This is a genomic window from Nonomuraea sp. B10E15, from assembly GCF_039871615.1.
In the GTDB taxonomy this organism is placed as follows: Bacteria; Actinomycetota; Actinomycetes; order Streptosporangiales; family Streptosporangiaceae; genus Nonomuraea.
The window spans coordinates 126,120-139,914 of record NZ_JBDPMB010000019.1 but is presented as its reverse complement, the minus strand read 5'-3'; the positions used below and the strand labels follow the sequence as shown (position 1 = coordinate 139,914).

General features: G+C 70.1%; 20 protein-coding genes. 13 read left to right on the top strand and 7 right to left on the bottom strand.

Going from position 1 to position 13,795, the window contains the following annotated elements:
- Nucleotides 1–32 precede the first annotated feature (32 nt).
- Nucleotides 33–923 (top strand): helix-turn-helix transcriptional regulator, encoded by an 891-nt coding sequence (locus ABGB14_RS37640; RefSeq protein WP_347648619.1) that lies wholly within the window; start codon nt 33–35, stop codon nt 921–923.
- Nucleotides 924–1,139: 216 nt separating this feature from the next.
- Here the strand turns inward: ABGB14_RS37640 and ABGB14_RS37635 are convergent, their stop codons facing one another.
- Together ABGB14_RS37635 and ABGB14_RS37630 are read right to left on the bottom strand one after the other, a co-directional pair.
- Nucleotides 1,140–1,469 (bottom strand): hypothetical protein, encoded by a 330-nt coding sequence (locus tag ABGB14_RS37635; protein ID WP_347648618.1) that lies wholly within the window; start codon nt 1,467–1,469, stop codon nt 1,140–1,142.
- A gap of 138 nt (nt 1,470–1,607) precedes the next feature.
- A complete protein-coding gene (locus ABGB14_RS37630) occupies nt 1,608–2,606 on the bottom strand; it encodes an NADP-dependent oxidoreductase (protein WP_347648617.1) in 999 nt (332 codons plus the stop codon).
- 86 nt (nt 2,607–2,692) lie between these two features.
- Between ABGB14_RS37630 and ABGB14_RS37625 the strand changes: the two genes are divergently transcribed.
- From ABGB14_RS37625 to ABGB14_RS37615, 3 genes are all read left to right on the top strand, one after another.
- The gene (locus ABGB14_RS37625) at nt 2,693–3,115 is read left to right on the top strand and encodes a MarR family transcriptional regulator (RefSeq protein ID WP_347648616.1); all 423 of its coding nucleotides are present in this window, start codon (nt 2,693–2,695) and stop codon (nt 3,113–3,115) included.
- Between the two features lie 34 nt (nt 3,116–3,149).
- Entirely contained in the window at nt 3,150–3,383 is a 234-nt protein-coding gene (locus ABGB14_RS37620; protein ID WP_347648615.1) for a hypothetical protein, read from the top strand.
- Between the two features lie 262 nt (nt 3,384–3,645).
- Nucleotides 3,646–3,966: a hypothetical protein gene (locus ABGB14_RS37615; RefSeq protein ID WP_347648614.1), complete on the top strand. Its 321-nt coding sequence runs from the start codon at nt 3,646–3,648 to the stop codon at nt 3,964–3,966.
- Nucleotides 3,967–4,045: 79 nt separating this feature from the next.
- Here ABGB14_RS37615 and ABGB14_RS37610 read toward each other — a convergent pair whose 3' ends face one another.
- Together ABGB14_RS37610 and ABGB14_RS37605 are read right to left on the bottom strand one after the other, a co-directional pair.
- Nucleotides 4,046–4,564, bottom strand: a complete 519-nt coding sequence (locus ABGB14_RS37610) for a VOC family protein (protein WP_347648613.1) — start codon at nt 4,562–4,564, stop codon at nt 4,046–4,048.
- A 25-nt stretch (nt 4,565–4,589) separates the two neighbouring features.
- Nucleotides 4,590–4,934, bottom strand: coding sequence for a hypothetical protein (locus tag ABGB14_RS37605; RefSeq protein WP_347648612.1), 345 nt, complete (start codon nt 4,932–4,934; stop codon nt 4,590–4,592).
- 356 nt (nt 4,935–5,290) lie between these two features.
- Between ABGB14_RS37605 and ABGB14_RS37600 the strand changes: the two genes are divergently transcribed.
- The 5 genes from ABGB14_RS37600 (at nt 5,291) to ABGB14_RS37580 (ending at nt 9,145) form a co-directional block, all read left to right on the top strand.
- Nucleotides 5,291–6,238 carry an NADP-dependent oxidoreductase gene (locus ABGB14_RS37600; protein ID WP_347648611.1) on the top strand — a complete coding sequence of 316 codons (948 nt, stop codon included), beginning with the start codon at nt 5,291–5,293 and terminating at the stop codon, nt 6,236–6,238.
- A gap of 17 nt (nt 6,239–6,255) precedes the next feature.
- Nucleotides 6,256–6,732 carry an ester cyclase gene (locus ABGB14_RS37595; protein ID WP_347648610.1) on the top strand — a complete coding sequence of 159 codons (477 nt, stop codon included), beginning with the start codon at nt 6,256–6,258 and terminating at the stop codon, nt 6,730–6,732.
- On the top strand, nt 6,729–7,421 hold the full coding sequence (locus tag ABGB14_RS37590; RefSeq protein WP_347648609.1) for an alpha/beta fold hydrolase: 693 nt from the start codon (nt 6,729–6,731) through the stop codon (nt 7,419–7,421). Before ABGB14_RS37595 ends, ABGB14_RS37590 begins: the two co-directional genes overlap by 4 nt.
- 40 nt (nt 7,422–7,461) lie before the next feature.
- Nucleotides 7,462–8,394: an LLM class flavin-dependent oxidoreductase gene (locus ABGB14_RS37585; protein WP_347648608.1), complete on the top strand. Its 933-nt coding sequence runs from the start codon at nt 7,462–7,464 to the stop codon at nt 8,392–8,394.
- Between the two features lie 79 nt (nt 8,395–8,473).
- Nucleotides 8,474–9,145, top strand: coding sequence for a helix-turn-helix domain-containing protein (locus ABGB14_RS37580; RefSeq protein WP_347648607.1), 672 nt, complete (start codon nt 8,474–8,476; stop codon nt 9,143–9,145).
- Nucleotides 9,146–9,586: 441 nt separating this feature from the next.
- On the opposite strand, the gene ABGB14_RS37575 is transcribed toward ABGB14_RS37580, so the two are convergent.
- A complete protein-coding gene (locus ABGB14_RS37575) occupies nt 9,587–9,826 on the bottom strand; it encodes a hypothetical protein (RefSeq protein WP_347648606.1) in 240 nt (79 codons plus the stop codon).
- Between the two features lie 81 nt (nt 9,827–9,907).
- Nucleotides 9,908–10,210 (bottom strand): hypothetical protein, encoded by a 303-nt coding sequence (locus ABGB14_RS37570; protein WP_347648605.1) that lies wholly within the window; start codon nt 10,208–10,210, stop codon nt 9,908–9,910.
- Nucleotides 10,211–10,427: 217 nt separating this feature from the next.
- On the opposite strand from ABGB14_RS37570, the gene ABGB14_RS37565 reads away from it, so the two are divergent.
- The gene (locus ABGB14_RS37565; RefSeq protein WP_347648604.1) at nt 10,428–10,550 is read left to right on the top strand and encodes a hypothetical protein; all 123 of its coding nucleotides are present in this window, start codon (nt 10,428–10,430) and stop codon (nt 10,548–10,550) included.
- Here ABGB14_RS37565 and ABGB14_RS37560 read toward each other — a convergent pair.
- Nucleotides 10,541–11,122: a TetR/AcrR family transcriptional regulator gene (locus ABGB14_RS37560; RefSeq protein ID WP_347648603.1), complete on the bottom strand. Its 582-nt coding sequence runs from the start codon at nt 11,120–11,122 to the stop codon at nt 10,541–10,543. The two genes, ABGB14_RS37565 and ABGB14_RS37560, sit on opposite strands and share 10 nt — an antisense overlap.
- 93 nt (nt 11,123–11,215) lie before the next feature.
- On the opposite strand from ABGB14_RS37560, the gene ABGB14_RS37555 reads away from it, so the two are divergent.
- From ABGB14_RS37555 to ABGB14_RS37545, 3 genes are all read left to right on the top strand, one after another.
- Nucleotides 11,216–12,079, top strand: a complete 864-nt coding sequence (locus ABGB14_RS37555) for an NAD(P)-binding domain-containing protein (protein WP_347648602.1) — start codon at nt 11,216–11,218, stop codon at nt 12,077–12,079.
- A 672-nt stretch (nt 12,080–12,751) separates the two neighbouring features.
- On the top strand, nt 12,752–13,009 hold the full coding sequence (locus tag ABGB14_RS37550; protein WP_347648601.1) for a carboxymuconolactone decarboxylase family protein: 258 nt from the start codon (nt 12,752–12,754) through the stop codon (nt 13,007–13,009).
- Between the two features lie 91 nt (nt 13,010–13,100).
- Complete coding sequence (locus ABGB14_RS37545; RefSeq protein ID WP_347648600.1) at nt 13,101–13,484, top strand: DoxX family protein; 384 nt, start codon at nt 13,101–13,103, stop codon at nt 13,482–13,484.
- The last annotated feature ends 311 nt before the right edge of the window (nt 13,485–13,795 follow it).

Sequence of the window (13,795 nt, the reverse complement as noted above, 5' to 3'; positions counted from 1 at the left end):
GGTGCCCTGCGGGAAGCGGCGACACTGGAGGTATGGAGCGTGACCACACCAGCACCCCGCTCGCGGGGTTCCTGCGCTCGGCCCGCGCCCGGCTCAGCCCGCACCAGGCCGGGATCGACGAGCCGGCGCTGGGCCGGCGCCGCGTGTCCGGGCTGCGGCGCGAGGAGCTCGCCCGGCTGGCCGGAGTGAGCGCGGACTACTACACCCGTCTGGAACAGGGCCGCAGCCGCAGCGCCTCACCCGAGGTGCTCGACGCGCTGGCCACCGCGCTCCACCTCGACGACGCCGAACGCGAGCACCTGCACACCCTCGCCCGCCCGCAGCCCGCCCGGCGCCGTCGGCGACCGCGCCCGCAACGCGTCCACCCCGCCACCTGGCGGCTGCTGGACACTCTGGAGGAGGCGCGCCGGCCCGCCTTCGTCCTGGGCCGCCGCCTGGACGTCCTGGCGCACAACCGGCTCGCCGGGCGCCTGATCGCCGATTTCCGGGCCATGCCCGCGGACGAGCGCAACCAGGCGCGCTTCGTCTTCCTCGATCCACACGCGCGCGAGCTGTACGGGAACTGGGCCGCCGTCGCCGCCGACACGGCTGCCATGCTCCGCCGCGACGCCGGCCGCCACCCCGACGACCCCGCCCTGGATGCGCTCGTCGGCAACCTGTCCATCCACAGCGAATCATTCCGCCGCTACTGGTCCGACAACAAGGTCCACCAGCGCACCACCGGCAGCAAGGACTACCACCATCCCCTCGTCGGCGACCTCACCATCACCTACCAGGCCCTCACCCCCGCCGACGACCCCGACCAAACGCTGTTCATCTACGACGTCGAGCCCGGCAGCTCGTCCGAGACCTCGCTGCACCTGCTCGCCCAGTGGAACGAGCAGACCACTGACAACCACCTCACCACGAACAGAAAGGGGTGACGGGCATGCGGACGAAGAGTCGCGTCAGTGAGTTGGACGGGAGCGGCCTGGGGGCCACCTCGAACCCGTCACCGGGCCTCGCCAGGAAACCGCCTCAGGTCTCGCCGCCATCAGGCGGCGGTTCAGCACGCGGCCTCTCATCGGCGCGGTCCCGCTCCCGGCAGGCGGATCACAGCCGGATCAGGTCGGCGACCTCCTCGGGCAGGCCCGGTGAAGTCATGACATGGCCCATCCCGGACACGACGTGCAGTATCGCGCCCGGAATCGCGGCAGCAGGTCAGGGGCGTCCATCCACGCGGCCCGGCCACGGTCGGCCGCGGCCGCCGGGTCGGTAGCCCGCGACAGCGCCAACTCCGGCATCGCCCGGGCGGCCGGCTCGTCGAACGGCCGAGCCGCCCCGTTGAAGACCCGGAACAAGGCCACGTCGGACTCCACACCCAGCGGCAGCCCGGCGGCCAGATGCGCGAGAACCGCAGGCGACGGCGGCGGCAGATCATCCGGGTCGGCCGGCTCCCCGGCCCTCGCCCGTGCCCGCAGGCCAGCCATCCGACCCACCAGTTTCCCGGGCTGACCTCGCGTTCGACCTGGTCACGTCCGCCGAACAGCGCGTGGTCGCTCAGGGCCGCCGAGATGACAGGGGCCGGTCAGAGGTTGGGACCGGTACGGAACCTCACGGCGTGCTTCCTATCCGACCTTGAGGGCCAGCTTCCCGACATAGTGATCCTTCAGGGCACGATGCGCGTCTTCGACCCGCTCCATCGGGAAGGTCCGGGCGACGTGGACCTCGAAGGAACTCGCCTGGACGATCGCGTTCAGCCGATCGGTGGTGGTGCGGCTCCGATCCCCGTCGTAGTAGGACACCGGCGCGCCCGGCGACGTCGCGAGCACGGGCAGGACACCGTTCGGCCAGGCGATCCGTCCCGAGTTGTTGATCGCGCGAAGAGATCGTTCAGCGATCTCGCCTCCCACGGTGACCAGAGCCGCATCGAGCCCGCCCGGTGCGAAATCGAACGCCGCAGCCAACACATCGTCTTTGCGGCCGTCGACGGCGTGGTCAGCGCCCAGCCGCCGGGCCAGGGCGACACCGTCGTCACCCGAGGCCACGGCCAGCACTCGGATGCCGTTGTGCCGCGCCAACTGCACGGCCAGGTGGCCGATGCCCCCGCTGGCCCCGAAGACCATGAGCGTCTGGTCCGGCCGCAGGGCGAGCAGATCGAGGCCGCTCAGTGCGGTCAGGGCATCCCAGGCCATCGCGCCGGCCTGCTCCGTCGGCAGCCGATCGGGCACGCGCGCGACGTACTCCGCCTCGACGACGCCGTACTCGGCGTAGAAGCCGCCACGCGGCACCGGCATCGTCGCAGCGTAGACACGCTCGCCCACGTCGAACCGGGTGACGTTGCGCCCGACCGCGGCCACCGTGCCCGCCGCGTCCCAGCCGAGGACATAGGGGAAGGCCGACGCGACGCCGAAGGCGCCGTCGTAGTCCCCCTCGCGCTCGACCGCGTCCCAGGATCCGACCCCTGCGAACTCCACCCGGATGAGGACGTCGTCGTCGCCGACCTGCGGGAGTGGTATCCGGCGCGCTGAGAGTTCGTCGATTCCGCCGAAGCGGTCAAGGACGACCGCGTTCATCTGCGGCGCCACGTTCGCGCCGCCCGCTCTGCGCTCGGCTCTGCTGTCCATCGGCCCTCCATGTTATTTGAGTGAATCAAGAATCATTGGACCACAGCTATTTGAGTGAATCAAATAACTCCGCTAAGCTGGCGGCCATGGCGCTGCCGAACGGCCCCGTAGCCACCTCGTCCAAGGCCGAAGCCGTCTTGTTCGACCTGGTGGACATATATGACCGCGCCTACGAAGCGGCCGCGGCCGAGGTGTCGCTCAGCTCGGCGCAGGCATGTGTGCTCGGGCGACTCGACGAGCGACGCGGCATGGGCGCCCTGGCCGAGGAGCTCGGCTGCGATGCCTCCAACATCACCCAGATCGTCGCGCGTCTCGAAGCGCTCGGCCTCGTGACCCGCGAGCCGAATCCCCGGGATCGCCGCGCACGACTCGTCGCGCGAACTCCCCGAGGAGACGAGACCAACCAGCGGTTCGCCACGGCCTTCACCTTCGCCCGTACGGCGGTCGGACGGCTCTCACCCGACGAACAGGATCAGTTGACGGCGCTGCTGCGCAAAGCGCTGGGCTGACGCGCACCCGCGGCCGGTAACCATGCTCGGCGTCGTGGAGCTGCTGGTCACGGGGCGCGCGGGGGAGGGCCCCGGCTCCGACGACGCCGCTGCCCGGCCGGCATCGGCTGCCACCGTGCTTCCGCAGAAGTTGTCCGAACCGCCCGCGATGCCGGAGGAGGAGCCGTCTCCTGCCGACGACGCCACGTTGAGCGAGAATCTGGCGTACGAATTGCGCCGCAAGACCCTTGACATGGCCGAGGCCGCGATGCCGTGCTCGTGCCGTTGAACGCGAAGACCACGTACACCTGCGAGGTCGTCTTCAAGGGCGAGCAGCCGACGGGATATGCCGAGGCGGTGCGGGTTACCGAGGTCGGGCCGCGAGTCTCCTGACATACCGGGACCACGAGGCGTGTCGGAGGTCATCCTGCGGCCGTCCGGACGGTGCCGGGCAATGCACGTGCGCGGCGTCACCGGCACGCCACCCCATCCGCTACGGCCGCAACGACCTCCTGCGGCGCGGGGAATCCGTCCGCACCATCGCCGCCGGGGTGAAGGTATCCGTCGGCGTCGTCCACGAAACCCTCGCGGCCGCTGCCGAGGGCAACCCCACTGACCAGCCCCGACTTCCCGAGGAGCGCGCCGTGCCACTGCCGTGGATCCCGCTCGACGACCCGAGTGTGCTGGCCCCGGCCAAGGCCCGCCAGCAGCTCGCCCACGACTGCGCGTTTCTGCCGACGTGGGACGAGCCGACCGACAAGGAACGCGAGGGCTCCCTGCCCGATGCCCGCAACTACCTGGAGCCGGCGGTCAACGCCGGGCTCGTCCCGGCCGTGGAACTGATCGACAGCGGCTGGCGCGCGCGAGCCTGACCAACAGCAACGACGAGATCGAGCGGCAGGCCACCGCCATGGCCACCGCGGCCGCCGACCTCCCGCCGCGCCGTGAACATCATCGGCTGTCGGCCAGCTTGACCATCGTATCGAGCAGCGTCGTGTAGACAGTGCTGGGTTCAGCGGATTCCTCCCAGCTCGACTCCTCCCCGGCCGCCGGACTGGTTTCCGCCGCCGGAAAGAACAGCCACCACAGGTTGTGCCACGGGTCGAGGAACCGGGCGATACCGTACCCGCCGTAGAAGGGAGACGCCGGAGTGACGACGGTCGCACCGCGTTCGACCGCTCTGCGCATCGTCTCCTCGGGGTCGGCGACGTACACCTGGGTCAGGGCCGGGGTGAACGGCCAGCCGGCCTTACGGTCAGCGACCATGAGCAACGAGTTGCCGAGTTTGACTTCGGCGTGGATCAGCGTTCCGTCTCCGGCGTAGAAGTCAGGGGTACGGGCTTCCTCCCGCTCAGTCCCATCAAAGACAGCGACGAGGAAGTCGATGAAAGACGCGGCTCCGTCAACGACAACGAATCCGTTAACGGTGTTCTCACCTCGGGGTTCGGGATCTTGCTTAGTCATCTCCATGCCGCGAGGCTAGAGAGAATTGCGGTCAGCTTCTTGCCGCGATAGCCGGCCCCAGACGACGCCCTGCCGGCTCCTCGGCCGCCCCATCAGCAGGGCCGGGCCGCTGCACGATCATCGCCTCGAGCACGCTGCGCTCGGGGGTGCCGGCTTCCAGTTCGATCGCCTCCCGCGCCACCGTCCGCGCGGCCGCGTCCAGCCGCCCGGTCACGGTCTGGAAGAACCCGGTGTTCACCTCCGTGCGGATCGCCTCCTCGGCGACCTGCCGGACCCGGGCCGCGTCGTGGACCACCCCCAGCCGCTTGCGGACGAACGCTCGATGTCGGCTGGCCGACATCGGCGCCGCTCGCCGCAACTCCACCTCGTCGGCCAACCCCAGCGCACCGCGAACGTGCCCGACCACTACCGCCGGAACGTCCCAGACCTTTCGGGAAGTACCCGAGCCGCTGGTATGACTTCAGCCACACCGCTCACGCCCACAGACGGTTCTCATCCTGCGTCCGGCCACGCGCCCACTCGATCTCGGCCGCTATCGGCGTGAACGCCTCCGCCGGCTCCCGCGCCGACGCCAGCCTGGCAAGTCCCGGGCGCGCAGTCCGATCAGCCGAGTTCACCCGTAACCCCCAAGGCCACCACCAACACGACGACGATCGACCGTCAGGTTCCGCACATTTACATACATGCGGTATGTATGTAATCTCCTGAGGGATATTTCCAGGAGGAACGCTTATGCAGGCGATACAACAATCGGCGTGGGGCGACACCGAGACCATGGCGCTGGTCGAGGTGGCGAAACCGGCGCCGGTCTTCGGCGAGGTGCTCGTCAGGGTCGTGGCGGCCGGGGTCAATCCGGTGGATGTCTACACACGCCGCGGGCAGGCGTACAACCGGGTGCTCGACCTGCCGTTCATCAACGGCTGGGACGTCGCCGGGGAGGTGGTGGAGACCGGCTACGGCACGCCCCGGTTCCAGCCGGGCGACAGGGTTTTCGGAATGCCGTGGTTCCCCCGCGCGGCAGGCGGCTACGCCGAGTACGTCACCGCCCCCGCCCGTCATTTCGCCCGTATGCCGGAGGGCCTGGCCTTCACCGAGGCGGCGGCGCTGCCGCTGGCCGGCCTGACGGCGTGGCAGATGCTCGTCGAGGTCGCCGCCCTCGCCCCCGGACAGCGGGTCCTGGTCGCGGGCGCGGCCGGAGGCGTGGGGCACCTGGCGGTCCAGATCGCCAAGGCCCGCGGCGCGCACGTGACCGGCACCGCGAGCGCCGCCAAACACGCCTTCGTCCGCGGACTGGGCGCGGACGAGGTGATCGACTACACCACGGCCGAGGTGTCCTCCTTGGTGCGGGACGTGGACGTCGTCATCCAGATGTTCGGCGGCCGGGCGGCACTCGCGACGCTGGAATGCCTGCGGCCGGGCGGCGTCCTGGTCAGCGGCCAGGCAGCCTGGACTCCGGGGTTGCACGAGCGTGCCGGCGAGCTCGGCGTGCGCGCCGTGGACTACCTCGTCGACCCCGACGGGGCGGGGCTCGGCGCGCTGGCCGAGCTCGTCGCCGGCGGGCGGCTCAAGGTGCATGTCGACGCGGTGTTCCCGCTGGCGCAGGCGCTCGCGGCCCACGACCGCATCGCCGACGGCCACACCACCGGCAAGATCGTGCTCGCCGTGGGTGAGCCCGCGTGAGACGAGGAGACACGGAGATGTCCGAGAAGCACGTCACGCCGACCGAGGTCGTACGGGCCTACGCACGGGCGAAGAGCCGTGCCGACATCCCGGCGGCGATGCGGTTCTGTCACCCGGACGTCGTCTTCGAGACGATCGCCTTCCGGGCCGTCGCGACCGGCTGGGACGAGGTCGCCCGGCAGAACACCGCCTTCCTGCGCGCCTTCCCCGACTACGGCGTGGAGTTGGAGTACCTCGTCGAGGCCGGTGAGCTGGCCGTCGGCGCCGGGACGGTCCGGGCCACCATGATGGAGAGCCTGGTGGGGATCGAACCCACGGGCAGGTCCTTCGCACTGCCGTTCGCCTGCCACTGGACCGTGCGGGACGGGCTGATCGCACACGAACGGTTCTTCTTCGACTTCCATCAGATGTGCGAGCAGCTCGGACTGTCCACCGAGGCCGCGGCGGCACAGTTCACCGCCTGGCGCGAGCGTGCGGAAGAGGCGGCGCGATGACGACGTACGTGCTGGTTCATGGTGCTTGGCACGGCGGCTGGTGCTGGCGCCGCGTGGCCGCGCGGTTGCGGGAGGCCGGGCACGAGGTCCACACCCCGACGCTGACCGGCCTCGGTGAGCGCGCCCACCTGGCGGGGCCCGAGATCGGCCTGCGGACGCACGCTGACGACGTCCTGGGCCTGCTGAGGTACGAGGATCTCCGGGACGTCGTGCTCGTCGGGCACAGCTACGCCGGTCTCGTCGTGCGCGAGGCCGCCGACCGCATGCCGGAACGCGTCTCCCGCATCACCATGGTCGACGCCTGGGCGGGCCGGGACGGGGAGTCACTGGACGACCTGGCCCCCGCCTTCTTCCGCGACTGGATCGAATCGGTCACCGTCGACGGCCTGATCCCGCCCGCCCCCGCGGCCACCGTCGGCGTGACGGAACCGGACCAGGTCGCATGGCTGGAATCCAAGCTGACGTCCCATCCGCGGCGAACATTCTCCGAGCCGGCCCGGTTGTCCGGGGCCGTCGACGCGATCCCGTGCCGCGCCGTGCTCTGCACACCCGGTGGCCCCATGCCGTTCGCTCGGATCGCCGACGAGCACGGCTGGGCGGCCACGGTCCTGGACGCCGGCCACGACGCCATGGTCATCGCACCGCGCGCCCTGGCGGACGTCCTCCTGCAGGACGCATGCGGCTCCTGACCCGATGCCAGGAACGAAATCCCGTACAGAAAGGTGCGACGTGGCCGAGGTGAAGATCGGTTACCTGTTGCCGACCCGCGACCGTGCCGCGGGCGGTGACGACGACCTGGCCCGGCTGATCGAGCTTGCCCGCCACGCCGACGTACTCGGGTTCGATTCCGTCTGGACCGGAGACAGCCCCCTCACCCGGCCCCGCGCCGATCCCCTGCTCCTGCTGTCCGCTGTCGCCGTCGCCGCACCGCGGCTCACGATCGGCACCGCGACGATGCTGCCCGCACTCCGGCATCCGATCCTGGTGGCGCACCAGCTCGCCACGCTGGACCGGCTCGCCGGCGGACGGCTGATCGTCGGGATGGGAGCCGGATTCCCCACCGCCGGCACCCAGGTGCAGTTCGACACGATCGGCGTCCCCTTCCGGACCCGCTTCAGCCGTCTCGAGGAGTCGATCGAGGTGATGCGGCGGTTGTGGAGCGGTAAGGACGTGTCGTTCACCGGCCGGCACTTCGACTTCAGCGGGGTCACTCTCGCGCCCGCTCCGGCCCGTCCCGGCGGCCCGCCGATCTGGCTGGCGGGAAGCGGCGAACCCTCCCTGCGGCGGGTGGCCCGCCTGGGCGACGGCTGGTTGCCCTATCCGCCCGACGTCGCCGACTACGCTCGCGAGCGGGCGGCCGTCCACCGGCTGGCGCCCCGTCCGGTCACCGCCGCCCTGTACGCGACACTCTGCCTTGACGACGATCCCCAGCACGCGCGCACGCTCCTGCGCAAGAGCATCGAGCGCTACTACAACGCCCCGTTGGAGACGGTGGAGAGAATCCAGGCCATGTTCGCCGGCCCTCCGGCGGACGCCGCCGCCTGGCTGAACCACTACATCGGGGCAGGGGCCAGGCACCTCGTCATCCGCCTGGCGGCCGGCGACCACCACGCGGCCGTGGAACGGTTCGCCGCCCGTGTCCTGCCCCTGCTCGACGTGTGAGGGCGACCGGCCACGGCTCGTCCGGGACGCCGACGCCGCGTACGTTCTTCTATCCTCGGTTCAGATCGGGAGGATAAGGGTGACAACGAACACAAGCGCGCGCCGGAGCCAGCAGGAACGCACCAGGGCGACCACGGGCGCCCTGGTCGCGGCGGCTCGCGAGCTTTTCATCGAGGAAGGTTTCACCGCCACCTCCCTGGACGCGATCTGCGCCAGGGCCAAGGTGACGCGCGGCGCCTTCTATCACCACTTCAGCAACAAGGAACACATCTTCCGCGAGGTCTACGCCGCCGACCAGAAGGAGCTCGGCGCCACCGTCCGGCAGGCGTTCCGAGCCCAGACAGATCCATGGGACGGAGTGTTCGCGGGCTGCCGCGCGCTGCTGGAAGCGTCCTTGGAACCCGCCGTCCGCCGGATCACCCTGCTGGAGGCGCCGGGCGCGCTCGGCTGGTCCGCCATGCGCGACATCCAGGCTGGATGCAAGGACCAGATGCGGCGCGGGCTCGCCATCGCGGTCGAGGCCGGGTGCATCTCCGAACGGCCGCTGGATCCCTCCACCTCGCTGCTGTACGGCGGGATCTGCGAAAGCGCCCTCGACATCGCGCGCGCCACGGACCAGCGTGCCGCGCTGGACGACTCCCTGGCGGAACTCCGCCGGGTGCTCGCCGGCATCTCCGGCCGTTCGACCGCGGGCTGCGCCCACAAGGAGCCTTCCGGCACTGCCGTTCCTGGCGTACCTGACCATCGATGACCTCGACCGCGAAGCCGACTCGCGCGGGACGATGCGGCTGCCCGGCCGCATCCTCGCGGCGGCGCGCAGCGCCGACTGGAACAGAACCGCAGCCAAGGCCGCCCCTCTCGTCGACCTGGGCGCACGGCACACCGACGCCGCCTCGTTCGTGAACCTCTTCGTGGCCGCCGAAGGCCACGACGCGGACCTGGCCGAGGAGGCGGACGTCGACACGTCTTGGCTCCAATGCCGTTTGGATAGGAAAGGATCATGGTCTCGCCTGTGTGGTCGATGGCGTGGGCAGGAGTGCGACCGTCGGTGGCCCCGCGTATCGGATGCCTTTGCCGGAGGGGCGTCGCTCGCGGTAGCTGCTCGTGCGAGAGCGTTTGACGGCTCGCGGGCAGGAACGGTGGCGGCGGTGCGGATCAGCGTGCATAACGCCCAGTGCGTGAGCAGGAAGGCTCAGATCTCCTGACAGGCCAGCTCGGGGGTGCGGGAGCGCAGGATCCGGCCCGGCCCGCGCAAGTGCGTCCTGAGCTGATCGATGCCGGTTTCGGCCTCCCAGCGATCATGGTAGCAACGGGCCAGCTCTTCCTGCGATCGGCGCAGGCCGGTGGGTTGGGTGATGACGGCGAGCCAGGACCCGTCGGCCAGGTCACGCAGCCAACACGGGCGAAGCCCGGCCTGGACACGCCAGAGCAAATGCGCGCCACTGCGAACGGGCCTCGTTCCCGGCGGGAAAGCTGTAAAAGCCGCGGTCGGCGGTGAGCGGCATCTCCTCGGTCAGCACCGGCTCTCCCAGTCGCCGGCGGTGCCGCGGTGCTCGGGCACCACTTCGCCGCGCGGATAGTAGGTGGTGCTGCCGGCCTCGGCGTAGCGGCGAATCAGCTTCAGCGCCTCGATCGCCGGCTGGTAGGCAATGTTGTTGCTCCTGAACTCCAGGGTGGCCAGCAGCGCGATCAGGCCACGCCGGTAGTGATTGGTGCAGGAGGCGCGCAGCGTGGTCTGCACCGTGGTGTGGTAGGCCGGGCTCTTGGTCTTGAACTCGTGCACCAGAGCGCGCAGCGTCTGCTCGCCACCGCTCACGGCCGGGAAGATGACCGCGCGGACGGATCGTCGGGGTGGTCCAGGGCGGTATCGGCGACCTTGAGCCGTCAAACGCTCTCGCACGAGCAGCTACCGCGAGCGACGCCCCTCCGGCAAAGGCATCCGATACGCGGGGCCACCGACGGTCGCACTCTTGCCCACGCCATCGACCACACAGGCAAGACCATGATCCTTTCCTGCCTGAACGGCATCGGTCTTGGCTCACCCCCTGCACGATCTCGTACGGCGGGCGGCCGCGGCCGGTCACGGCGAGCACAGCATCACGGCTCTCACCGAGGTGTTCAAGATGCCGGGTGAGGGCGGCCCGGCTCAGCGGTAGGAGTCGATGAGCCGGGCGAGGTGCCGACCGGCGATCTCCAGCGGCGCCTCGCTCTGCGCCACCTGTGCCGACAGCTCCGCGCCCTCCAGCAGGTTGATCACAGTGTGTGCGAGGTCGTGCGCCACGTCGGCGGCGAAGCCGGAGCGCTCCAGCTTCTCGCGGACCAGCCTGCGCCAGTTTTCGTAGGCGTCCTCCGCGGCCTGCTGGATCTCCGGCTCCCGGCCTGCGCTCTCCAGCGCCGTGGTGGTGACCGGGCAGCCGTCCAGCCACCCGGACTCGCGCAGCCCGCTCGCCAGGTCGCGGGTGCAGGCAACCATCGCGGCGGCGGGGTCGTCGTCCCGATCGAACGCGGCCCGCAGGAACTCGGCGAACTCACGGTCGCCGTGCCGGACCGCCTCGATCGCCAGCTCCCGCTTGCCGCCTGGGAAGAAGTGGTAGACCGAGCCCAGGGTGGCCTTGGCCTCCTGGGAGATCTGCTTGAGACCGGTCGCCTCGTATCCCTGCCGCTGCATCAGGCGAGAGGTGGTCCGGACGATCCGCTCCCGGGTGCCGAGCTCGTGCTTGGTTCGCATGGTTCCCATCGTACTGGATAGAGCGTTCGTTCTAATGGTCTGCTACCGTCGTGACTAGATAGAGCGTTCGTCCTAGTGATGAGGAGTATTCAAATGGAGTCCGTGACCGTGATCGGGCTGGGCCCGATGGGACATGCCATGGCCGCCGCCTACCTCGACAACGGCTACGAGGTGACCGTGTGGAACCGCACCGCCGCCAGGGCCGATGACCTGGTGGCGCGGGGCGCGAAACGGGCGGAGTCGGCCGGTGCCGCGCTCGCCGCCAACGAGCTGGCGGTGCTGAGCCTGACCGACTACGACGCGATGGACGCCATCCTGGCGCAGGCACCCGAGGCCGCGCTGGCCGGCCGTACCCTGGCCAACCTCACCTCCGACACCCCGGACCGGGCCCGCCGGGCGGCCGCGTGGCTCGCCGAGCGCGGGGCCGTGCAGATCACCGGCGGCGTGCTGGTGCCCCCGCCGGGCATCGGCACGCCGGGCGCGATGACCTACTACAGCGGGCCGAAGGACGCGATCGAAGCGCATCGGGCCGCCCTCGAGGTGCTGACCGGGATCGACTACCTTGGCGAGGACCAGGGGCTGGCCGCGCTTTACTACCAGATCGGGATCGACATGTTCTGGACGGCGCTGGCAGGCTACCTGCACGGCCAGGCGGTCGCGGAGGCCAACGGCATCTCGGCGGCCGACTTCCTGCCGCGCGCGGTGCAGACCCTGGACCTCCGCTATTTCCTTGAGTTCTACGCGCCGCGCATCACTGCGGGCAACCACGAGGGGGACACGGACCGTATCTCCATGGGCGCGGCGAGCGTGGAACATGTACTGAAGACGACGCGGGCGTCCGGCGTGGACGGCTCGCTCCCGGCCGCTGTCCTGGAGCTCTTCCGTCGGGGCGTCGCCGCAGGCCACGGCGGGGACAGTCTCACCAGCCTGATCGGCGTGCTGCGGCAGCAGCGCTGACGGCACACCGGCCAGGCCCGTCGTGGCGCGCTCAGCGGACCTGGTCGTAATGTGGCGATCTCGCCCAGCTTGTAGGCCTCCTGGTGGGGTGAAGCGCCCACTTCGTCGCCGGCGGGCCGTCGTCGAACGGGCGCCCGCCGTCGGCGATCTCGGGGAAGATCATGAAATGTGGCGCGGACACTGCCTGGCGGGTGCGCTGGTCGGCCACCGAGCGTGCTCTGATCGCGGTGCACGAAGAGAGCGGCTACTGCGAAGCGACCGGCTCGGCGATCGATGCCCGCAACCGTGACGACCGCTGGCTCTGCCAGCTGCCCGAGGGCCATTTCGGCGCCCACAGCTGGCAGATGCCCAGCATCACCACCTGCCGCGTCCCGTCGTCCACCCTGCCGCAAACGCGTGCTCGAGCGACCCCTTCGACACCTACGGCGGAGGGGTCCCGTCCGTGCCTGGCATTCAGTAGAAGTCGTGCTGCCCCGTATGCCCTTTGAAGAGCATGCACAGCTGCGGGTCATCGATGCCGGCGGGATCTTCGCTGGGGCGTTCGGCTGTGCAGCCCTCGGTAGATGGTCGTCGCCCAGGACGGAGAGACGCACGTCACACTTGGCTGCCGTCACAGGTCGCCGGGCTGCTCTGTCTGAGAGGGGCGACAGGCAAACACGCTGGGAGCTCACCATGGATGCTCGTTTGAACCTCTTCGGCAACCAGGTTGCAGGCAAGTCCCTGAAGCAGCTCGTCGCGGCGGGCAAGGTGCTCGCGAACTCGACGCTGCCGGCCGCGACGCGCGAGCTGGTGATGCTCCGCGCCAGCCAGATCAACGGCTGTGCCGTCTGCGTCGACATGCACACCAAGGACGCCCTGCACGCCGGGGAGAGCAGCCCGCTGGTGACCACCAGCCCGGCCGGCACGGATAACGAGCACGGCGCGGCCTGACGCTGTCTCGCGTCAGTCGTCCGGCCGTGCACCGATCGCCGCCCCGGTTCCAGAACCGGATTCCCCTACAACCCGTAAAGGAAGAGCTCTCATGAACCTCGCCCTGTGGATCTGTGCCGGATTGCTGGCCGTTGTCCTCCTCACCGGTGGCGTCGGCAAGCTGATCGTCCCTCGGGAGAAGATGGCCGCCATGCGCGGTGCGGGTTGGACCGCGGACTTCAGCGCCGGGTTCCTGAAGGTCCTCGGGGCCATCGAGGTCCTGGGGGCGGTGGGGCTCCTGCTGCCCGCCGTGACCGGTATCGTGCCGGTTCTGGTGCCGGTGGCGGCGGTCGGTGTGGTGGTGCTGATGGTCGGTGCGACGGTCACGCACCTGCGCCGTGGTGAGGCCATGTCGGCCGCGGGGAACCTGGTCTATCTCGCCTTGGCCGCCTTCGTGGCGTGGGGTCGCTTCGGCCCCGCGTCCTTCATCGGCTGATCGGGGTGCAGCCAGGGGCCGCACGTCGACATCGTGGACACGACCGTGGACAAGACCGAGGACGGGCCCGAGGGCGGGGCGGGGATAGCCGCAAGGCCGACGGAGCCGGGCGGCCGGCGTATCGGCGGGTGTCAGTGGGCGCTACCGGATCAGAGTGTCTCGGCCGATGTCCGGGTCCGAGCGCAGTGCTCCCGTTGCTCCTCGGAGAACGCGGGTCGACGTCGCCCTCATTCACCACCACCGGTCAGGACTGTACCAACCGTGGCAGAAGTGATCGGCAACGACACATTCCCGTATCAGCGCAGGCCAGG